21 protein-coding genes are annotated in these 20,650 nt (G+C 39.2%); 6 read left to right on the forward strand and 15 right to left on the reverse strand.

Features of this window, described 5'->3' with window-relative positions; genetic code table 11:
- Positions 1–25: 25 nt before the first annotated feature.
- The 13 genes from B0169_RS04100 to B0169_RS04160 all read right to left on the reverse strand — a co-directional run bounded on the left by B0169_RS04100 (position 26) and on the right by B0169_RS04160 (position 12,637).
- Positions 26–1,318, reverse strand: a complete 1,293-nt coding sequence (locus tag B0169_RS04100; protein WP_077284692.1) for an NCS2 family permease — start codon at positions 1,316–1,318, stop codon at positions 26–28.
- 52 nt (positions 1,319–1,370) lie between these two features.
- Positions 1,371–2,306 carry a tRNA 2-thiocytidine(32) synthetase TtcA gene (gene ttcA, locus B0169_RS04105; RefSeq protein ID WP_077284693.1) on the reverse strand — a complete coding sequence of 312 codons (936 nt, stop codon included), beginning with the start codon at positions 2,304–2,306 and terminating at the stop codon, positions 1,371–1,373.
- Between the two features lie 121 nt (positions 2,307–2,427).
- Positions 2,428–3,360, reverse strand: coding sequence for a universal stress protein UspE (gene uspE, locus B0169_RS04110; protein ID WP_077284694.1), 933 nt, complete (start codon positions 3,358–3,360; stop codon positions 2,428–2,430).
- Between the two features lie 173 nt (positions 3,361–3,533).
- A complete protein-coding gene (fnr, locus tag B0169_RS04115) occupies positions 3,534–4,253 on the reverse strand; it encodes a fumarate/nitrate reduction transcriptional regulator Fnr (RefSeq protein ID WP_077284695.1) in 720 nt (239 codons plus the stop codon).
- Positions 4,254–4,303: 50 nt separating this feature from the next.
- Entirely contained in the window at positions 4,304–4,966 is a 663-nt protein-coding gene (locus B0169_RS04120; protein WP_077284696.1) for a sulfite exporter TauE/SafE family protein, read from the reverse strand.
- A complete protein-coding gene (gene ccoS, locus B0169_RS04125; protein WP_077284697.1) occupies positions 4,956–5,180 on the reverse strand; it encodes a cbb3-type cytochrome oxidase assembly protein CcoS in 225 nt (74 codons plus the stop codon). Before ccoS ends, B0169_RS04120 begins: the two co-directional genes overlap by 11 nt.
- Entirely contained in the window at positions 5,177–7,576 is a 2,400-nt protein-coding gene (locus tag B0169_RS04130; RefSeq protein WP_077284698.1) for a heavy metal translocating P-type ATPase, read from the reverse strand. The genes ccoS and B0169_RS04130 overlap by 4 nt, the downstream gene beginning before the upstream one ends.
- 27 nt (positions 7,577–7,603) lie before the next feature.
- Entirely contained in the window at positions 7,604–8,104 is a 501-nt protein-coding gene (locus tag B0169_RS04135) for a FixH family protein (RefSeq protein WP_077284699.1), read from the reverse strand.
- Positions 8,105–8,280: 176 nt separating this feature from the next.
- Positions 8,281–9,249, reverse strand: coding sequence for a cytochrome-c oxidase, cbb3-type subunit III (ccoP, locus tag B0169_RS04140; RefSeq protein ID WP_077284700.1), 969 nt, complete (start codon positions 9,247–9,249; stop codon positions 8,281–8,283).
- The gene (locus B0169_RS04145; protein WP_412842109.1) at positions 9,242–9,439 is read right to left on the reverse strand and encodes a cbb3-type cytochrome oxidase subunit 3; all 198 of its coding nucleotides are present in this window, start codon (positions 9,437–9,439) and stop codon (positions 9,242–9,244) included. Before B0169_RS04145 ends, ccoP begins: the two co-directional genes overlap by 8 nt.
- A complete protein-coding gene (ccoO, locus tag B0169_RS04150; protein WP_077284701.1) occupies positions 9,439–10,083 on the reverse strand; it encodes a cytochrome-c oxidase, cbb3-type subunit II in 645 nt (214 codons plus the stop codon). The genes B0169_RS04145 and ccoO overlap by 1 nt, the downstream gene beginning before the upstream one ends.
- An 11-nt stretch (positions 10,084–10,094) precedes the next feature.
- Positions 10,095–11,516: a cytochrome-c oxidase, cbb3-type subunit I gene (ccoN, locus tag B0169_RS04155; protein WP_077284702.1), complete on the reverse strand. Its 1,422-nt coding sequence runs from the start codon at positions 11,514–11,516 to the stop codon at positions 10,095–10,097.
- 389 nt (positions 11,517–11,905) lie between these two features.
- Positions 11,906–12,637 (reverse strand): Crp/Fnr family transcriptional regulator, encoded by a 732-nt coding sequence (locus B0169_RS04160; RefSeq protein WP_077284703.1) that lies wholly within the window; start codon positions 12,635–12,637, stop codon positions 11,906–11,908.
- A 178-nt stretch (positions 12,638–12,815) separates the two neighbouring features.
- On the opposite strand from B0169_RS04160, the gene B0169_RS04165 reads away from it, so the two are divergent.
- The gene (locus tag B0169_RS04165; protein ID WP_077284704.1) at positions 12,816–13,367 is read left to right on the forward strand and encodes a hypothetical protein; all 552 of its coding nucleotides are present in this window, start codon (positions 12,816–12,818) and stop codon (positions 13,365–13,367) included.
- Between the two features lie 114 nt (positions 13,368–13,481).
- Here the strand turns inward: B0169_RS04165 and B0169_RS04170 are convergent, their stop codons facing one another.
- A complete protein-coding gene (locus tag B0169_RS04170; protein WP_077284705.1) occupies positions 13,482–14,102 on the reverse strand; it encodes a LysE family translocator in 621 nt (206 codons plus the stop codon).
- Positions 14,103–14,366: 264 nt separating this feature from the next.
- Here B0169_RS04170 and B0169_RS04175 point away from each other — a divergent pair, with 264 nt between their 5' ends.
- The 4 genes from B0169_RS04175 (at position 14,367) to B0169_RS04190 (ending at position 17,450) form a co-directional block, all read left to right on the forward strand.
- Complete coding sequence (locus tag B0169_RS04175; protein WP_235838459.1) at positions 14,367–14,813, forward strand: TlpA disulfide reductase family protein; 447 nt, start codon at positions 14,367–14,369, stop codon at positions 14,811–14,813.
- 13 nt (positions 14,814–14,826) lie between these two features.
- On the forward strand, positions 14,827–15,078 hold the full coding sequence (locus B0169_RS04180) for a DUF4266 domain-containing protein (RefSeq protein ID WP_077284707.1): 252 nt from the start codon (positions 14,827–14,829) through the stop codon (positions 15,076–15,078).
- On the forward strand, positions 15,069–16,388 hold the full coding sequence (locus B0169_RS04185; protein WP_077284708.1) for a DUF3570 domain-containing protein: 1,320 nt from the start codon (positions 15,069–15,071) through the stop codon (positions 16,386–16,388). Before B0169_RS04180 ends, B0169_RS04185 begins: the two co-directional genes overlap by 10 nt.
- A 159-nt stretch (positions 16,389–16,547) precedes the next feature.
- Positions 16,548–17,450, forward strand: a complete 903-nt coding sequence (locus tag B0169_RS04190) for an FAD:protein FMN transferase (RefSeq protein ID WP_328589004.1) — start codon at positions 16,548–16,550, stop codon at positions 17,448–17,450.
- An 85-nt stretch (positions 17,451–17,535) separates the two neighbouring features.
- Here the strand turns inward: B0169_RS04190 and B0169_RS04195 are convergent, their stop codons facing one another.
- Positions 17,536–18,684 carry a DUF3083 family protein gene (locus B0169_RS04195; protein WP_235838461.1) on the reverse strand — a complete coding sequence of 383 codons (1,149 nt, stop codon included), beginning with the start codon at positions 18,682–18,684 and terminating at the stop codon, positions 17,536–17,538.
- 238 nt (positions 18,685–18,922) lie between these two features.
- Here B0169_RS04195 and B0169_RS04200 point away from each other — a divergent pair, with 238 nt between their 5' ends.
- Entirely contained in the window at positions 18,923–20,572 is a 1,650-nt protein-coding gene (locus B0169_RS04200; RefSeq protein WP_077284710.1) for a M28 family metallopeptidase, read from the forward strand.
- Positions 20,573–20,650: the final 78 nt, after the last annotated feature.

Below are 20,650 nucleotides of genomic sequence, written 5' to 3' on the forward strand. Positions count from 1 at the left end.
ATTTCCCTGTGAATAAAATAATAAGTTAAGCGAAAAAAGCAAATTTTAATAAAAACAATAATGCTAAGCATAATACACTGATATCAATTTTATTGAATTGGCCACTAAAAGCTCTCACTGCCACATAACTAATAAAACCAAAGGCGATACCATTGGCAATTGAAAAGGTTAATGGCATGGTAATACAGATAATGGTGACGGGAACCGCTTCAGATAAATCGTCCCACTTAACATTCACTAAGCCTGCAAGCATGAGTACAGCAACGTAGAATAATGGTCCAGCCGTTGCGTAAGCCGGTACCATGGCAGCTAAGGGCGAAAACATTAATGATAATAAAAATAGCACACCCACTGTAACTGCTGTTAAACCAGTACGACCACCGGCACTGACACCTGCGGTACTTTCAACATAGCTAGTTGTGGTTGAAGTACCTAAAACACTACCCGCAACTGTCGCGGTTGAGTCTGCTAATAACGCCTTGCCTAAGCGTGGAAAGTTACCTTTCTTATCAAGTAAATTCCCGCGCTGTGCAACAGCAATTAGCGTACCTGAAGTATCAAATAAATCGACAAAAAGAAAAGCAAATATTACAGAAAGCATACCTACTTCTAATGCACCAGCAATATCAAGTTGCATGAATGTTGGCGCAACAGAAGGAGGCAAAGAAACTAAGCCTTGATATTGAATATCGCCAACAATAATCCCCAGTAATGTGATCACTAAAATGGCGATCATTACAGCGCCGTTTATGCCTCTGTTTGCCAAGCCAACGATAAGGAATAAACCTACAGCGGCAAAAATAGCTGGCATTGAAGTAATATCGCCCAAGGTTAATAAGGTCGCTGGGCTATCAACCACAATACCGGCATTTTTCAGGGCAATAAATGCGAGAAAAAGCCCAATGCCTGCGGCAATACCAAAGCGCAATGAGTGTGGAATACTGTTTATTATCCATTCACGAATATTAAATAAACTTAATACGATAAAAATAAGTCCAGAAAAGAACACTCCACCTAACGCCACTTGCCAGGTATAGCCCATATCGAGTACTACAGTGTAAGTGAAAAATGCGTTTAGCCCCATACCAGGTGCCAATGCTATTGGATAGTTAGCAAGCAAACCCATGACAAAACAGCCAATGGCCGCTGCAACACAAGTCGCAACAAAAACAGCGCCGTGATCCATTCCGGCATCGGCTAACATGGCCGGATTAACAAAAATAATATAAGCCATGGTTAAAAATGTTGTAAAACCGGCGATGACTTCTTGTTTAACGGTTGTTTTATGTTGCTGTAACTGAAATAACTTTTCGAGCATAACTAAGCCTTGTTTAAAAAAATGCTAAAAGTGGTCAACTAACTATATGGTGTTATTTAATTTCTACTACTTGTAATAAATCAGCAGAATTTACTTTCGTTTGATTACTATCAAGTGCCGTTGCTTGGCTAAGTACTTCTTGATCAAAAGCTGTGTCTCCACCGTCAATAATGCCAGAGCTGGAATTTATTGCCTTAAAGTCAAATAATTCGCTGTCACATAAATGTGAAGGTACAACATTTTGAATAGCAGTAAACATCGACTCTATACGGCCCGGATGGTTCTTATCCCAATCTTGCAGCATAGCTTTGATGTTTTGACGCTGTAGATTAGGCTGAGAGCCACATAAGTTACAAGGAATAATAGGGAACTGTTTGAGTTGAGCATATTGAATAAGTTCTTGTTCTTTACAAAATGCTAATGGTCGAATAACAACATGTTCGCCATTATCCGAGACTAACTTAGCTGGCATTGACTTGAGCTTACCGCCGTAAAACATGTTAAGCATTAACGTTTCAAGCATATCATCGCGATGGTGGCCAAGTGCTATTTTAGTTGCGCCTAAAGCTTTTGCCGCTTTGTATAATAATGCTCTACGCAAGCGTGAACATAAGCTACAGGTGGTTTTTCCTTCAGGAATTTTCTCTTTTACAATAGCATAGGTGTCTTCTTCGACAATTTGGTAAGCAACACCTAATGATTCTAAATAGTTGGGTAATATGTGTTCAGGGAAGCCAGGTTGTTTTTGGTCAAGGTTTACGGCAACGAGATCAAAATGAATCGGAGCGGACTCTTTCAAACGCATCAAAATTTCAAGCATGGCATAACTGTCTTTTCCTCCGGACAAACACACCATGATTTTATCGCCATCTTCAATCATATTATATTGGGCGATAGCTTGACCGACATGACGGCGTAAGCGTTTTTCGAGTTTATGTAATTGTGTTTCTTGGCTCGGAGAAAGGGCCAACTTTAAGTCTGCGCTCATAGTAAATTCCTGATAAATTGCGGCGCGTAGTATAGCCCAAGCAATTAAATGAAAAAAGTTGAACAAGACAATTTATCGTCTAAGTTCAACTTTACTTTCTTAATCTCTATTTTAGCTAAGATTATTCAACGTCAAGTGGTGAGACATAGCCGTCGGGTTTCAGTGCTAATACATCACAGTTGAGTCGGTCAATCACATGCTCGGCAGTATTGCCAATCAATGCTGCCGATAAGCCGGTCCGTCCTACTGTGCCTAAAATAACGAGTTCGGCATCTAATTCATTAGCAATACTTTGAATGACATCTTCAGGTAAGCCCTCTTTAATATGGGTATTTTCCTTAGCAATGTTAAACGCTTGAGCATGTTCTTGCATCGCATTTTCATGATGTTTAAACATCGAGCGATTATAGTCGCTAGCGTTAAATTCTGGAATTTCGATGGCAATATTGACGGGAGTGCCAGGGTATGAATTGACTAAATGTAAATTAGCATTCATCACTTTAGTGAGTTGTTTAGCTTCAGCGGTGATTTTTTCATTGAGTGAGTTATGTTCTTCTTCATCACTGCCAATATTTAATGCGGCCACAATATTACCGTTATCAGGCCATAAATGCTCTTTGACGAGTAAAACTGGGCACGGGCATTTTCGTAAAATATGCCAATCGGTAGGTGTGAAAATAACTGACTTAAGCTTATCGTGCTGATGGGTACCTTTAATAACAATGTCGTAGCCATTCTTTAATACTTGTTCAATAATTTGTTCAAACGGACGATTATGCCAAATTACCTGACAGTCAATACGGATTTCACCGGTATCAAGTTCTGACAGTAAGGATTGTAACCATTGTGTTCTATCGTTTATTACCGACTGACGCATAGCTTCACGCTCATCACTCGATAGCATGGTAGTCATTTCATAAGAAAAATCGTATATGGTCAAAAATGCGGTAATGCTAGCGCCGGTTTTACGTGCAAGCTCTATTGCTCTCTTTAACGCTTTTTGATCTTCAGTTGTTGGGTCAACAACCGCGAGTATTTTTTGATACTTTTCCATAGTTAATTCCTTTATCAATTGCCTACTGTACTTGTAACAATAGTCTACTTTGTAACAATAATAGTTGTTTTAAATCAAATTATTATCGTATCAAATATAAATGGTATTTCACGCTAAGCATAGCGTGAAATACTTGAATAAGGAAGTTTATGAATTAAGAAGGGAAAACTATATTATAGTGCTGCGCACTCGTTTAATTTATCAATATCAAGAATGGTAATTAACTTACCATCCACTTGAATTAGCCCATTTTTGTGAAAACGGTTAAGTAAGCGGCTGATGGTTTCAACGGTTAAACCAATATAGTTGCCAATATCACTACGAGTCATTGATAAACGAAACTCAGATGCTGATAGACCACGAGCGTGATAGCGACTACTTAAAGCACTAATAAATGTCGCTAAGCGCTGTTCAGCATTCTTACGATTCAATAATGTTAACATTTCTTGGTCTTCGCGAATTTCTGAACTCATCATGCGCAAAATTTGTTTCTTTAATTTCGGCATCGTATTCGACAATGTATCTAGGGTATTGTAAGGAATTTCACAAACCATTGATGTTTCTAATGCTTTAGCAAAACTTGGATGCTCTGATTCTGCAATCGCGTCAAAACCAAGTAAATCACCTGCTAAATGGAAACCTGTGATTTGCTCTTCACCTTGTTCGTTAACGGTGTAAGTTTTAAAGGTACCTGAACGAATAGCATAAAGAGCATGCATAGGCTGACCGTCATTAAATATTTGTTCGCCTTTATGAATAGGTCGCTTACGATCAATTATATTGTCTAGAGAATCTAACTCTTTCTCGTTGAGAGAAAATGGTAAGCATAATTCGCTGATACTACAATTTTGACAGTGAATATGTTGCTGACCAGTACATGATTTATTACTCATAGTAACCTATAGTATTTTGCTTTTTAATGACATAAATCATATTAGAAGTTTTATAGATAAGCAATATATATAGTGTAAAAGCCATATATAATCACTGAAATGGCAGCTAACTTTCTAAATATAATATTACTTAATAACGATTTTATACTTAAAGTTCCGAGTGATACTGAAAGTAGAGCAGGTAAAGTACCTAGCCCAAAGAAAAACATGATCAGGGCACCATTCATTGCATCCGCGCTAGCCAATGCCCAAGTTAAGGTTGAATAGACTAAACCACAGGGTAACCAACCCCATAATGCGCCAAGGGCGAAGGCACTTTTAATGTTGTTAATAGGGATGAATTTTTTAGTTTGTGGTGAGATATAACGCCAAATATTTTTGCCTAAATGCTCAACGTGACTTAGCCACATTAGCCATTGTCCTAGATATAGCCCTAATAAGATAAGAAAAACCCCAGCAATTGTCTTTAAAAACGCAACGGGAAAGCCAATTTCTTTTGTTGCCATTGAACTGGTAAAAGCAACTAGCGCTCCAATCATACTGTAAGAGGCAATACGACCAAAATTATAAGCAAAAACGATGAGGTGTTTCTTCTGCTTGGCAACATCTGATATAGCGGTAGTGAGCATAGTGCTAATACCACCACACATTACAATACAATGCCCAGAGCCTAATAAGCCAATAATAAAAGCAGAGAAAAAATCAAGGCTCATGGGATGACTTTTCACTCTGCTTATTTGCCGTTACCTTATCACTTTGCTCACTGATTTCATTAGCGGTTTTATCGTTGGCATCATCAAATAAAATGCTCATGCCTTGTTTTTCTAAATCATCAAACTGCTCTGTTTTTACCGCCCAAAAAAATAGATAAATACCAATAATGGTAAGTAAAATTGCTATCGGGATTAAGACATAAATTACACTCATTTTTTTAACAACCTTAAAGAGTTACTGACAACAAGTATTGAACTGGCAGACATGCCAATAACCGCCATATAAGGGGCAATGTAACCCATAACAGCCAATGGTAATACAACTGCATTATAACCAAATGCCCAAAGGTAATTTTGTTTAATAATTCGGGTTGTACGTTCAGAAACATTTCTTAATGTTTGAATTGACGCTAATTTATTATTAAGCAATATAACATCAGCCCCACTTTTTGCGATATCTGTGCCGCTACCCATCGCGATAGACAAATGTGCAGCGCCTAATACCGGGCTGTCATTCACACCATCACCAATCATGGCGACAGTGTGAGTTATTTGCTGTTGTTTAATGGCGTTAACTTTATCTTGTGCTGATAAGTCAGCTTGCACATCACCTAACTGTAATTGGCTTTGTAATTTGTTACAGCCAGCTAAGTGATCACCAGATAACATTAGCGTTTTAACGTTTTCAGCATGTAAGAAGTTGATTAAATCTGTGGCATCATCACGTAAACCATCATGTAAGTAAAATTCAGCGACTAAGCTATCATTCTCCATCAGAACACATTGCGCACTGTGAGCTTGTTGTTGGTTTTCTTGCAACAGCCATGAATTTTTACCTATACGGTAATGTTGTTGAGCAATTTCTCCAGTAATACCGGCGCCTGGAGCAATAACAACTTGCGACGCTTTTTGCTTGAAATCTCGATAACAGCTAAAGGCCTTGGCAAGAGGGTGAGCAGAGTGTGCCTCAAGCGCGGCTGCTATCGCTAACACTTGTGCTTTACCTTCAGTGTTCTGGTCAATAGCAAACCTGCCATGAGTAACGACTTTTGTAATAGTAAACTCGCCTGTGGTCAGGGTACCTGTTTTATCAAATGCAACAGCATCAATCTTCGGCATGGCTTCTAAAACATGCCCAGATTTAACCATAATACCTTCACGATTTAGGCGAGTAGTAGCACAAGTTAATGCGGTTGGCGTTGCCAATGATAAAGCGCAAGGACATGTCACCACTAATACTGATAACGTGATCCAAAATGCCTCTGCAGGTTGGTGCTGCGCCCAATAGAATGCAGTACAAGAAGCGGTAACAAGAATTAAAGCAACAAAGTATTGTGCGATCTTATCCGATAATTTTGCCAGTTTAGGTTTGTGGGTTTGCGAGCTTTCACTTAAGCGAATTAACTGGCTTAAGAATGACTTTTGATTATTGTGTTTTACTTTCGCTGTTAAGTTGCCATCACCATTGATGGTACCGGCATAAATAATATCATGTTCACTTTTGTGTAGCGGCAGCTGCTCACCAGACAGCATAGCTTCATTAATTTGGCTGTTACCAGAAATAATTTCACTATCAGCCGGGATGGTTTCACCCGGCTTAATAAGAATGATGTCTTCAGCCTTTAGATGGGTAGCGGCGATAAAGCTTTCTTGGTGATCAACGAGCTTTGTTGCTGTCATCGGCATTAACTTTAACAAATTTGCTGAGACATCAGCAGCTCGGGTACGAGCTCTAAATTCAAGGAATTTGCCAATTAACAGTAAGAAAGTAAACATCGAAACAGATTCAAAATAGACTTCACCTTGTTGAGTGAACGTTGCCCAAGTACTGGCTAGAAAAGCAAGGCTAATAGCAATAGATACGGGTACATCCATGGAAAGCTGTTTAGCTTTAAGGGCAAAGTAAGCGCTTTTATAAAAAGGGAAGGCGCCATACGTAACAATAGGTACGGTTAAGAAAAAACTGGCAAAACGTAAATAGACTAAATTGTGATCGGCCATATCAGAAAAAGCACCAAAATATAAACCAAAGGCGATCATCATCACTTGCATCATTAATATGCCAGATATACCTAAACGTTTAATAAAGTTTTTAGCTTGTTTTTTATTGAGCTCTTCTGCGGTACTGGCTTTGAAGGGCAGGGCATGATAACCAATTTTATCTATTAAGCTCAGAATTTCACTGAGTTTTACTTGCGCTTCTTGCCATTGTACGGTTGCTCTTTGTGTTGTGGCATTAACATTTATTTTATTAATGCCAACATGCTTGCTTACTTGCATTTCTATTAACCAAGCACAGGCTGAGCAACTGATGCCTTCAATGGTTAATATGGTTTCTTTAAAACCATCATGGTAATAAGCAAATTCATTTTGTAAGCTTTCTTCGTCGAGTATTTTGTTACGTTGTAACTGCTCAGGGATAAGTGCCTCGCCTTTTTGAGCAGGAGCGCTGCGAAAGCGGTAGTAGTCGGTTAAGTTATTGTCGACAATAGTTTGGGCAACCGCTTGGCAACCTATGCAGCACATCGGCTGCTTGATATTCTCAATAGTTGTTGTTAAATCAATACCATTGGGGACAAGTTCACCACAATGAAAACAATTTATGCTCATTAACCTATACCCATTAATAAAAATTCGTTAATTTGCGACAGCAGGATTTGGTGTAATATCGATAAATTCAGATTGAGGTAAAGTGATTACTGATTGAATTTTCCAGTGATCTTCAAATGGGCTAAGCGTGACACGCCATTTACCTGATATATCTTGGTCAGCTTCAAAGTGATGAGTAAAGTTGCCATTACCATCAGCGGTTAGCGCTAAGTAAAAGTCTCTATCAGCCAGTGTTGGGTGATAAAAATTAACATTGAGTAATGGGAATTCTTTTTCGATACCGGTAGGGCGAATAATCAGTTGATCATCAACTACCTTTAGTCCAAAGCGCATACCAAGCTTTTGTGCCTGCTTAATTTTACCTAATTCAAGGTTAATCGCTTTACCTTTTTTGTAATAATCACCCACCACTAGCGTGTCAGGATTGGTATTAGCAATGATAAAAGTAGCGATACCAGCAACGACAGCAGTAAAAGGCAAAATAAATACAAGCCATGCCCAAGGCTCTTGATACCAAGATGTTTTCATGTGATTTTCTTCTTTGCAGATAGTGCCGACATTATACGACTTTTCTTAAACAGGAACTATTAAAAAAGTGTTAATTTTCTTAACTTTAATTTTCTTTAAGGTAATAAAAAACCCTAGTGTAATTAAACACTAAGGTTTTGTTTTTAAAGGGAGATGAACCCGTTAAGTTTTAGCTATTAATTTTGTGACAAGCTGTAAACATAAGCACTGATCACGTGAACTTTTTGCTCACCTAGGATTTTATCCCAAGCAGGCATTACACCAGCACGACCGTTAGCAATTGATGTTTCAACTGCGCGCGGAGAGCCACCGTATAACCACACGTTGTCTGTTAAGTTTGGTGCACCTAATGGAATGCCCATTTCAGCACTACCTTTACCTTCAGGGCCATGACAAGCAGCACACATAGCAAACTTCACTTTACCTGCTTCAGCGGCTGTTGTATCAACTTCACGACCACTTAGGCTAAGTACAAATGCAGCCACTTCCTTAACACCTTGCTCACCACCTAATGCAGCACTCCAAGCCATCATGCCATTAGCCTTGCGGCCATGCATAATTGTAGCTTTGATCATTTCAGGTGAACCACCGTATAACCAATCTTTATCGGTTAGGTCAGGAAAGCCTGTTGTACCACGGGCATCAGAGCCGTGACATTGTGAACAGTTTTGTAAAAATAGACGTTGGCCCACTTTTAATGCTTCTTCATTACCCGCTAAGGTTTCAATGCTCTGCGCCGCGTAAGCTTCAAAAATTGGACCATATTTTTCGTCAGCCGCCGCAACTTCACGGTCGTACTGAACTAACATGCCAGATTCTTTAGCGTTAGCAACACTCGCTTTGGACTCAGATAAGTTCAAGATACCTTGGTTCGAACTCTTCCAACCTAATAAGCCTTCAAAGTTACCTAAACCAGGGTAAAGCAATAAGTAGCCAAAACCCCAAATGATTGTTAATAAGAAGAACGTACTCCACCATTTTGGTAGTGGGTTATTTAATTCTTCAATGCCGTCGAAGGTATGTCCCATAGACGCGCCTTCTTCAACGCCTGCAAAGTTCTTTAAACACCAGCGCAATAATAGGTAACAACCTACTAGTGTGCCTAAAGTAAGAACAGTAATCCAAATACTCCAGAAGCTAGACATTATTATTAGTCTCCTGTTTGTTATTTTTGTCGTTGTGTTTTAATTCACTTGATTCATCGAAAATTGAATTCGCCGCTTCATCAAACGCTGATTTGCGTTTTTTTGAATATGACCAAACCACAATGACAATAAATAATGCCAATATTAATAGGGCAATTAACCCTCTAAGCGTGCCGTAGTCCATCATCATTATTTCAACGCATGACCAAGAGATTGAAGATATGCAATTAATGCATCCATTTCTGTTTTACCTTTAACTGCTTTCTTTGCACCAGCAATATCAGTTTCAGAGTAAAGAGGGATAGCATTACCTTGCTCGTCTTTATGGCTACGATTACGTGTTAAGAAGTTAAATGTTGATAACTTTTTCGCTGTTAATTCACCATCAAGGGTATTTTCAGCTAACCATTTAAACGAAGGCATATTTGACTCAGGTACAACAGAACGAGGGTCAAGTAAATGCGCACGGTGCCAATCGTCACTATAACGACCGCCAACACGAGCTAGATCTGGCCCTGTGCGTTTTGAACCCCATAAATGTGGATGTTCCCATACACCTTCACCGGCAACTGAGTAATGACCATAGCGCTCTGTTTCCGCACGGAAAGGACGGATCATTTGGCTATGACATACATTACAACCTTCGCGAATATAGATATCACGACCTTCCATCTCTAAAGCTGTGTAAGGGCGTAAGTTATCCACTGGCGTTGTTGTCGCTTTTTGGAAAAATAATGGCGTAATTTCAACTAAACCACCGATGCTGATAGCAAAAATAGTGAAGATAAAGAATAAGCCAACGCTTTTTTCAACTTTTTCGTGTTTGTTGATCATGGTCTGGCTCCTTAAGCTGCTTCAACTGGCTTAAGACTTCCGTCTTTAGCGCCAATAGTTTTGAACATGTTGAAAGCCATTAAAATAAAGCCTGCAACCACTAATACACCACCAACAAAACGGATGAAGTAGAATGGGTATGACGCTGTTAAACTTTCAACAAAGCTGTACGTTAAGGTACCGTCAGTGTTAACCGCACGCCACATTAACCCTTGCATTACACCTGAAATCCACATTGCTACTATGTATAAAACGATACCCGCTGTGTGCATCCAGAAATGAATGTTGATTAAACGAATACTGTACATACGGCCTTGGTTAAATAGCACTGGAATTAAATGGTACATAGCACCAATTGATACCATAGCAACCCAACCTAGCGCGCCTGAGTGAACGTGACCAACAGTCCAGTCAGTGTAATGAGAAAGTGCGTTTACAGATTTAATTGCCATCATTGGGCCTTCAAACGTAGACATACCGTAGAAAGATAATGAAACAATTAGGAAACGTAGAATAGGGTCATGACGAAGCTTATGCCATGCACCAGATAGCGTCATAATACCGTTAATCATACCACCCCAAGATGGTAAGAATAATACGATAGACATAACCATACCCACAGATTGTGCCCAATCAGGTAAAGCTGTGTAGTGAAGGTGGTGAGGACCAGCCCAAATGTAAAGAGAAACAAGTGCCCAGAAATGCACGATTGATAAACGGTACGAGTAAACTGGACGTTCAGCTTGTTTTGGTACGAAGTAGTACATCATACCTAAGAAACCAGCTGTTAATAAGAAGCCTACGGCGTTATGTCCATACCACCACTGCATCATGGCATCGATAGCACCAGAATATAGAGAGTAGGATTTAAACATTGATACTGGGATCACCATGCTGTTGCCTATATGCAATACAGCTACGGTAAGTATGAAACCACCAAAGAACCAGTTGGCAACATAAATATGTGAGGTTTTACGCTTAACTAAAGTACCAAAAAATACAATAGCGTAGCTGACCCAGACAACCGCGATTAAAATATCAATCGGCCATTCTAGCTCTGCGTATTCTTTACTTGATGTGTAACCAAGTGGCAAAGTTATCACGGCAAGAACGATAATGGCTTGCCAGCCCCAAAATGTAAAAGCGGCTAATTTTCCACCGAAGAGGGCAGTTTTACATGTACGTTGCACCACATAATATGATGTAGCAAACAGTGCACTGGTACCAAAAGCAAAAATTACCGCATTGGTATGCAGTGGACGAAGACGAGAATAGGTTAACCAAGGTGTTTCAAAGTTTAATGCAGGCCAAATTAATTGTGCTGCAATAAGAACACCTACTAGAGTACCAACGATCCCCCAAATAACTGTCATTATGGTGAATTGACGCACCACTTTGAAGTTATAGGACGGATGATCAAGCGTTGTTGTCATTTTTATTGTTCCGTTACTAGGTTAAATTTTGCATTTTTTATAAAAAACAGGCTTTTTTATTAAAAATGCTGAGAAGCCGTGATAATTGTCACAATCTGTAGTGAGTTGTTTCAAATTCAATGCAATTTTACCTTTCGGCCATGACATAAATCAACCGTAAAGCTTGATTTAAATCAACAAATAAATTGCAGTAGCTTTAATCTTGTCCGATAAGTGATTCTTAAGATAGAAATTATTGCTGTATCAATAGATTGTTCTTATTAAAAGTAGGCTATTTTTGTGAAAACAGCGAGTTAACTTATGCTTGAATTTTACTCAATGAGTTTGAGTATGAAGAGGTCATTACATCTTGCTTAAATGAGAAGTCGCACCATGAAAGTGCGACTAAATTAATCATAGGCAATATTCTTTAATCCCTCTAAGTCTAAGATTTCCATGTCTTTTGCATGAATCGTTAGTAAACCTTTTTGCTGGAATTTAGAAAATATACGGCTAAGCGTTTCTCGACGAAAACCCAAATGATTGGCAATTACATCACGCCCAACCGGCAAATGCAGTTTAGTTTCACTTTCTTGGTATTGGGCATTTCGTTTTAGCATGTTGAGAATAAATGCCGCTAATAAACTTTCGGCAGTATGTTTAGCCACCACAGAAGTAAATTCTTCTCGTAGCATTGAATTTTGCTTACTGAGTAAAGAAATTAAGTTTAATTGCAGCTCGGGCAGCAATTTTCCGCATTCATTGAGCTCTTTTAAATCTATTTTACACACGCTAGTTGTGCCCACCGCTACGGCATTGTAATTGTAGTGTTGAGTATGAATAGCATCTTCACCAATTAATTCGCCAGGAAAACGAAAGCCAATGACCTTCTCGTTATTTTCTGATGATATTTCTGTGAGCTTAAAGCTACCTGCACATACCGCGTATATTGCATCGGCACTTTCTTTCTCGCGAAATAGTGGTGTTGAATTATTAACCGTATTACGTCTGGACAAATAACTGTCCATGATCGACACTTCTGTTTTTCCTGCTCTTAATGGCACGCAAATCGGTTGCATGGAGCAATTATCACAGTCTACGTATTTGATGTTAGGTTGTTTTACCTTAATACATGTTGTCATTTTGTTGCCTACAGTCTTTTAAACGAGCTTGAATGTGTAAAGTCGGATACTGGATTAATTATAACGAATGCCAATTCAAGCAGATTTGTTTCAAATCAAAAACAAGGCTTAAAAAAGTGATAAATATCACTGTGTTTTAGGTATCATAGCGACTTATTTAGCGCCTTAGGTCTTATTAATGACAAACCGTAGAAAATCACTTGAACCGTTTTTATATTTACTGCTGTTGATAATGTTAAGTGCTTGTAATGACAACAGTCAAAATAAGCGAATAAATGCCACTGATGCGACGCATCCTGTTGCAATGCAGTGCCTTGAATTACAAAGCCAATGCGACTTTGAATTGGCTGATGGTCGTGCTCAAGTGTTATTTGATGTTAAGAAAATAATCGCTGAACAGGCATTTAACATGTCAATTAATTATACCGGTACTAATCGTATTAAAACGGTGAGCGGCTATATGGAAGGTGTTGAGATGTTTATGGGAAAAATACCTGTTTTTTTGGAGCCGGCACTAGCGTCAGATAAACGCAGGGCAGTTAAAATACCAAGTATTCAGCAACAGACTTCGCAGCATGCAACGGCAATTACTCAACAAGTGTTTTTAGCAGAACTTTTGGTTGGTAGTTGTTCTGCTGAGCAAATGACCTGGAAACTATGGTTAACCTTTACCATGGCTGATAACCAAACACAGACAAAAATGCTCACCATCGTCAGTTATCGTAGTTAAGCCGTCAGTTATCGTAGTTAAACTACGTTCGGGCTATGTTTACAGCAAATAGCCATTGCTAATTGCCAGAACAGTAAAGTGGGGTGGCAACTAGGCAATGGGGTAGCGCAATAACTAGCTACTTGCTAACCAAATGGCGACCAAAATCATCAAACTACCTGATATTTTATTGAGTAATTGCACGTTATTTCGCTGCGTTAGTAGCTTTGCGACAGTTTTTCCGCCGGTAGCATAGATCGTCATACAGATAAATTCAGAGATTAATATTACCGCAACTAAAATGCCAAGCTGAGGAGCTAATGGTAATGTTTCGTTTATAAATGGCGGTAATAGAGAGATCATAAATGCCCAGCCTTTAGGGTTGGCAATTGCAGTAAAAAATCCTTGTTGAAATAAACTACGTTTTTTAATAGTTTTTGGGCATTGTTCTGCGTTTTTTGCAAGCTGACCCTTAGCTCGCCACATATTAACCCCGACGTAAGCTAAATACATTGCCCCTAGCACTTTAAAGGCTTGAAATAGTTCGGGGAATTTAGTCATGACTGTTGCAACACCTAGCACAGAGGCAACCGCAACGGTCGCCACGCCTAATAGCTCACCGTACATCATCCAAAATGTTTTTCTTACCCCAATGGTGATACCTAAGCTCATTGCAAGTGTCATACACATGCCAGGCGTTAAGCTGACAATAAAAAATGTTGGGATAAATAGGCTGAGCAAGGTGATATCAATCAAGAGTATTTTACCTAAATGTTAGAGAGCTAATGTTTGTAATACAGCTTTTGGGGCTATTTTTTCGCTATATTATCCTAATGAATGCTATAGCGTAATAAAAGATTTCTTTTCTTAAGCCAGCCTTAAGTTTGCCTTAAGAAATCACCCTTATATTGGATAGTAGAATATCTCTAGATACAAATAACAATGATTGAACGGTTCAGTTTTACAAAACTAAGTGCTGTTAACAAAGTAGGCCAGGTATTAATTAATCTTACGATAGGTTTGCTTTTAAGTATTAGTTTATCGGTACACAGTGCTGAAAATGAAGCTTTAACGCAGTCACAGATTGACTTGCAAGCGGTGTTATTGCAGCACAAAGGTGAGGTGGTTTATCTTGATTTTTGGGCTTCATGGTGTGTGCCATGTCGTAAGTCATTCCCCTGGATGAATAAAATGCAGCAACAACATCAGCATGAAGGCTTTGCTGTTATCAGTGTTAATCTTGATGCTGAGCATTCATTAGCAAAGGCGTTTTTAACCCGTAACAACGCAAACTTTCCAGTGATTTACGATCCTAAGGGCCATATCGCGCGGCACTTTAAAATTAAGGGAATGCCAAGCAGTATGCTGATAGACCGAGAAGGCAAAATACGACAAAGCCACAGTGGTTTTTTCAGCAATAAAATTAAAAGTTATGAAGCAGAAATTACTGCTTTATTAAATCAATAGTAAGGAAAGGGTTATGAGCCGATCATATTTTAAGCCTTATCGTGTTAGTAGACGTTGCTACTCGGTAATATTATTAACAGTATCACTCGCTAGTGGTTGTTCTTCATTAGGTGTTCAACCTTGGGAGCGTGACTTACTAGCAAAAGATGAAATGGCATTAACATCATCTCCTTTAGATGCAGCACTTGATGATCATATTTATTTTAGTAAAGAAGCATCAAGCGGTGGAAAAAGCTTTGGTGGCGGAGGTTGCGGATGCAATTAACTAAAAAAAAGAGCCCAGTGAATATTAAAGCAGCACTAACACTTGCCACAACCGCGTTGTTAGGAACGTTACCTGCTGCGGGTCATGCGCAAGAATCATCAAAAGTTGCAGAGCTATCATCTTGGGATTTTGATACTGCATTTTTGTACTACAGTGAAAGCGACCGAGTGTCAGCTGCAGAAGCAATTATTAATGCGAAAAAAACCTTTGAAAATGATCAAGTGCTTAACCTCAAATTGACTATTGATTCATTAACCGGTGCTTCAGCCAATGGCGCTACCGCGCAACCTAATGTACAAACGTTTACTCGTCCATCTGGCAAAGGCAGTTATCAAACGGATAAAAACACCACACCACTTGACGATACTTTTAAAGATACTCGGGTGCAATTAAATGCACAATGGACCCAACCGTTGGCTGAAAATTATACGGGTAGTGCAGGTATACATATTTCTAAAGAATATGACTATTTATCGTTAGGCATTAATGGCAATTTGGCTTATGACTTTAATAATAAAAACTCAACGTTTTCATTAGGGTTAAGCTATTTTCAAGATACATTTGAACCTGAAGGTGGTATTCCCGTCGCTTTTGCTAGCATGCCATCAGCTTTCGGTAGTGATGAAAACGGGAATAAAGCGCTGTTTGATGCGACACGCCTAACTGATAGTGATGACAAAACCACTGCTGATATTATGTTAGGTTTTACCCAAGTGATTAACCGCAGAATGTTAATGCAATTTAATTACTCGTATTCCAAGGTTGATGGCTATTTAAGTGATCCATTTAAAGTATTAAGTTTGCTTGATAGTAATGGTTATGCACAAGATTACCTTTATGAGAGTCGACCTGATAGCCGTGTAAAACAAAGCTTATTTGCCCAAACCAAATACCACTTTGAACAGAATGTAATTGATGTTTCTTATCGTTATATGTGGGATGACTGGGAGATAGACTCTCACACGATTGACTCAAAACTACGAGTGCCATTATCGAGCACTAGTTACCTAGAGCCGCATTTGCGCTTTTATCAACAAACGGCTGCTGATTTTTATCGCCCTTTTTTAATGCAATCAAACCCTATGCCGATGTTTGCGAGTGCTGATTACCGTATTGGTGAAATGAGTGCTTATACGGTTGGTTTAAAATACGGCATGAAATTGAGTGACGGTAATGATTTATCGTTTAGGCTAGAGTATTATCGACAAAATCCGAAAAATGCAGGTTATCAAGCTCCTGATGCGCTTGAAAGTGCTGATATATATGAAAGTGTTGACGCGATTATTGCGCAAGTCAGTTATTCATTTTAAGCCTTTTATTTTAAAACACTTTGCGCAAGGACGCGCTGGTAACCGTATCAAAGCTTGAACAGTGAGTTTTGCCAAGCAGTGCCTTTATAAAGGGTAACTTGTAACGCCTTAAATGAGTTGGTATAAGTCATTATGCCTAACAGGTGTAAAGGAAGCGATTTGTCAAAAAAGATTAAAAGATCAGTTGAAGTTTTAGCGACGGCAGATGGTCATTGCATGCGTTTTGATGCCATGGCCAGCCCCTGTGAAATTCTTGTTGCAGGCAGTGACCTAAAGCTAGCACAAACTTTAGGTCAGCTTGTTGCAGATGAAGTTTGGCGTATTGAAGATAAATATTCTCGCTATAAAACCAACAGTGTTTGCTCGACTATTAATAACAGTAGCGGGCAATCAATCGCAATTGATCAAGAAACTTTTGCATTATTGAACTTTGCTGATACTTGTTATCAGCTAAGCGAAGGCGTGTTTGATATCACTTCAGGAGTATTGCGCAAAGTCTGGTGTTTTGACGGTAGCGATAACATTCCTAATGAAGCTAACGTGCAAAAAGTGCTGCAAAATATTGCTTGGGAAAAAGTACAGTTTGATCAGCAGCAGATCACTTTACCTGCCAACATGGAGTTAGATTTTGGTGGGATCGGGAAAGAATACGCCGTTGACCGAGCGCTACTTATTGCTGAGCAGTTAACCTCATTACCGATATTAGTCAATTTAGGTGGTGATTTAGCCGCGAATAAACCTCGTCAAGACAATACACCATGGCAAGTCGGTATTGAGCACCCAGGCTTTATTGATCGCAAACCTATGGTTGTTAGTTTACTTTCAGGCGCGTTAGCAACCAGTGGTGATGCTAAGCGTTTTTTATTGAGAAATAATATTCGCTATAGTCATATTTTAAATGCAAAAACAGGTTGGCCTGTAGCACAGGCACCGCGCTCAATCACTGTAGTTGCCCCTCAATGCATTCAGGCCGGAATATTGGCAACACTAGCGTTAATGCAAGGAGAAAATGCAGAAACATTTCTTTCTGAGCAAGAGATTAAGTTCTGGGCCATTCGCTAGCGGCTTTAATTTTAGGGTGGACATAAAAAACGCGCGGTGAGCGCGTTTTATTTTTTCAATCACATAGCTTTATAATATTTCTATACTACTCTTGATAAAAACCAAGGTGTTGATGAAAGCGAACGGTTAACTCTTCTTTGTTATTCACATATTCGAGCTTCTGAGCAATGCTATGCAGCGCATGCTCAATTTGCATTAAAAATTTACCGTAGCCATGGCTAGTTTTATCTTGCTCACTTGCCACAAAAATAAGCTGAACACTGTCAACAAGTTTATCGGCTACCCACTTGCAAACATAGCCACCATTGTTATTTTTAGGGTTGTATCCCAGCATGTAAAGCTCACCTTTAACTGCAGCCATTTCATCATCGCTACGGCGAACAATGGGCACTAAGCCATTCGCAATAACCGCACCATTATGCAAATTATGCTTTTCTGCCGCATCGACAAATGCGTCAGAAATAAAGCTGTAAAGTGGGCTGTAGTTTTCGCCATTACTATGGTCTAAAGGCACAATGTTTCGCAAGCGACGATTAATCGGCATATCAACAATGGAGTAAGTTAATTCATCAGTATTTTTAGGTAGAGTAATATCATCAGCAGCATAGCGATTAGAAATACTACGAAGCTTATGAACTTGATTACCCTGTACGCCTTTATCTTTAGCAAATAAATCGTAAGTTAAGTGCTGATGATCACAAATTCGCACGTCTTGCACGTTAAGCCCTGTTTGCTCTGTAAATTGGCCAATGGCTTGTACAACTTTTTGGTGGAATATTGCAGAGTTATGTCTGACATCATCACCGTTTGATAAAAATACTAGGTGTATTTTATTGGCTTTTTTGCTGGCATCAAAGTAAGCGTTTTGGCTGTAATGGTAGCGAGAGTTATACAAAAACAAAATTTGCTGTGCTGTTTGCGCGGTTAATTTTTCTGGGCTAAAGCGAATACGGGTAAATTTGTCGTTAGCAACAAACTGGCCACTTTCAATATCGAGTTCGTCGTTAATTTTAAAAAACAATACGGAGAGTTTCTTATAAAAGGCGAGAAAAGGTTGTTCACTTTTGTGATCAATCGCACCAACAAGGTTCTCGATTAATTTATTTGTAACAGTAAACTTAGCCAGTAAATACTGGTTTTCACGGGCTGAAGATGGAATATGAACTTTGTGCTGAACGCTTCTTTTACGAGATAGTGGCATAACATGTAACCCATTGATTAAAAACGTTAGCATAGTAACAACATTCAACATCAGCAAATATGATTTATATCAAAAAGTAAGCTCACAGCTTGCGCATATTTTCCGCAGCAGTGCTTGCTTAGTATGGCAAAGCTAAAAAAGTAGTTTGACTAAAAATATACCGTGATTTTGCTGTGGTTATTAGCGTGGATAAATTTATTAGCTAGACCTACCTAATTGCATCTGTATTTGTTTATAATCGTTGCACCATTCGCAACTTAAGAATAAAAATATGAAAAAAACCTTAGCTTTTACCCTACTTACCTCTGCTGTCTTGTTTGGCTGTGGGGCAGAAAATGTTGCTAAAAGTAATAGTGCTAAAAGTAATAGTGCTGCAGATGTAACAGCAAGTTATAACAGCATTAATAAAGAACAACTCACCGAACATATTAAAGTGCTAGCTTCTGATGAATTTGAAGGGCGAGCACCGTCGAGTAAAGGTGAAGAACTGACACTTGATTATTTAACTAAGCAGTTGACTGCGATAGGTTTCAAACCTGGTAATGGCGATAGTTTTTTACAAGCCGTGCCTATGGTCTCAATTGAAGCATCTCCAGAAATGACCTTAACCATAGGTGGTAAAGACTATCAATATGGTCATGATATGGTCATGGGCTCTAGCCGTATTAGTGATTTTGAACAGCTTAAAGACTCTGAATTAGTTTTTGTTGGTTATGGGGTTAATGCACCTGAGTATCAATGGAATGACTATGAAGGACTTGACGTTAAAGGTAAGACCGTTGTTATTTTAGTAAACGATCCGGGTTTTGCGACCCAAGATCCAGCAATATTTAACGGTAATGCCATGACTTATTATGGTCGTTGGACATATAAATATGAAGAAGCAAGCCGCCAAGGTGCAGAAGGGGCAATTATCATTCATGAAACCGCACCGGCATCATATGGTTGGTCAGTAGTAGAGCACTCATGGACAGGGCCACAATTTGGTTTCGTACGTGAAGACCTTAATAAAGGACGCGTTGCAGTTGAAGGTTGGGTTAATAGCGATGTGGCAAAAGAGCTTTTCGCAAATGCAGGTTTGAATTTTGAAGAGGCAAAAGCAAAAGCCGCCAAAGGCAGTTATCATGTTGATATGGGTGACTTAACCGCGTCTGTTGCCGTTAAAAATACCGTTAAAAAGTCAACATCATATAACTTCATTGCTACTTTACCGGGTAGTAGCAAACCTGATGAACATATTCTTTATACAGCCCATTGGGATCATTTAGGTAAAGATACCAGTAAAGACGGTGACCAAATTTATAATGGTGCTGTTGATAATGCTTCTGGTACTGCAGCGTTGATTGAAGTGGCTGAAGCTTTCTCTAAGCTACCAGTAGCACCTGAACGTTCAATCACTATTATGGCGGTAACAGCTGAAGAGCAAGGTTTACTGGGTTCTAAGTTTTATGCAGCAAACCCAGTGATCCCAGCAGCGAAAACAGTTGCTAACATTAATATGGATGCATTAAATGTTAATGGCCGCAGTAAAGATGTTTCCGTTTACGGTTTGGGGCAATCACAGCTTGATGATTACTTAACCGTGGCAGCGAAGAAACAAGGTCGCGTTATTTCAGGAGATCCTCGTCCAGCGGCAGGCATTTATTATCGTTCAGATCATTTTGCTTTCGCTAACATTGGTGTACCAGCGCTTTATGCTAAAAGTGGTAAAGAGCCCGTTGATGAAGCTACAAAGGCATTACGAGCAAGTTTAGACCCAATTTTAGCTAAGTGTTACCACAACGCATGTGATGAATACAGTGAGCAATGGGACCTTTCCGGTGCTGTTGAAGATATGCAAGCGTTCTTCGAAATTGGTTATGAATTATCTCATGAAAATGTTTGGCCACAGTGGAGCAAAACTTCAGAGTTTAAACGTTAATCAAAGGGTTATCGCTAAAGTAGGGGAGCCTTAGTGCTCGTTGAATACAGCGCTTTAAAACCAGAGCAGCAATGGCAT

Origin of the sequence: Cognaticolwellia aestuarii (assembly GCF_002000025.1) — a bacterium.
GTDB lineage: Bacteria > Pseudomonadota > Gammaproteobacteria > Enterobacterales > Alteromonadaceae > Cognaticolwellia > Cognaticolwellia aestuarii.

Excerpts from the sequence above, each read along its gene's own strand:
- B0169_RS04200 (WP_077284710.1), top strand. The coding sequence starts at position 18,923 with ATGAAAAAAACCTTAGCTTTTACCCTACTTACCTCTGCTGTCTTGTTT.
- B0169_RS04100 (WP_077284692.1), bottom strand. The coding sequence starts at position 1,318 with ATGCTCGAAAAGTTATTTCAGTTACAGCAACATAAAACAACCGTTAAA.
- B0169_RS04120 (WP_077284696.1), bottom strand. The coding sequence starts at position 4,966 with ATGAGCCTTGATTTTTTCTCTGCTTTTATTATTGGCTTATTAGGCTCT.
- B0169_RS04160 (WP_077284703.1), bottom strand. The coding sequence starts at position 12,637 with ATGACAACATGTATTAAGGTAAAACAACCTAACATCAAATACGTAGAC.
- B0169_RS04135 (WP_077284699.1), bottom strand. The coding sequence starts at position 8,104 with ATGAAAACATCTTGGTATCAAGAGCCTTGGGCATGGCTTGTATTTATT.
- ccoN (WP_077284702.1), bottom strand. The coding sequence starts at position 11,516 with ATGACAACAACGCTTGATCATCCGTCCTATAACTTCAAAGTGGTGCGT.
- uspE (WP_077284694.1), bottom strand. The coding sequence starts at position 3,360 with ATGGAAAAGTATCAAAAAATACTCGCGGTTGTTGACCCAACAACTGAA.
- ttcA (WP_077284693.1), bottom strand. The coding sequence starts at position 2,306 with ATGAGCGCAGACTTAAAGTTGGCCCTTTCTCCGAGCCAAGAAACACAA.
- B0169_RS04145 (WP_412842109.1), bottom strand. The coding sequence starts at position 9,439 with ATGATGATGGACTACGGCACGCTTAGAGGGTTAATTGCCCTATTAATA.
- B0169_RS04180 (WP_077284707.1), top strand. The coding sequence starts at position 14,827 with ATGAGCCGATCATATTTTAAGCCTTATCGTGTTAGTAGACGTTGCTAC.
- ccoS (WP_077284697.1), bottom strand. The coding sequence starts at position 5,180 with ATGAGTGTAATTTATGTCTTAATCCCGATAGCAATTTTACTTACCATT.
- B0169_RS04165 (WP_077284704.1), top strand. The coding sequence starts at position 12,816 with ATGACAAACCGTAGAAAATCACTTGAACCGTTTTTATATTTACTGCTG.
- B0169_RS04185 (WP_077284708.1), top strand. The coding sequence starts at position 15,069 with ATGCAATTAACTAAAAAAAAGAGCCCAGTGAATATTAAAGCAGCACTA.
- fnr (WP_077284695.1), bottom strand. The coding sequence starts at position 4,253 with ATGAGTAATAAATCATGTACTGGTCAGCAACATATTCACTGTCAAAAT.
- ccoO (WP_077284701.1), bottom strand. The coding sequence starts at position 10,083 with ATGATCAACAAACACGAAAAAGTTGAAAAAAGCGTTGGCTTATTCTTT.
- B0169_RS04195 (WP_235838461.1), bottom strand. The coding sequence starts at position 18,684 with ATGCTAACGTTTTTAATCAATGGGTTACATGTTATGCCACTATCTCGT.
- ccoP (WP_077284700.1), bottom strand. The coding sequence starts at position 9,249 with ATGTCTAGCTTCTGGAGTATTTGGATTACTGTTCTTACTTTAGGCACA.
- B0169_RS04130 (WP_077284698.1), bottom strand. The coding sequence starts at position 7,576 with ATGAGCATAAATTGTTTTCATTGTGGTGAACTTGTCCCCAATGGTATT.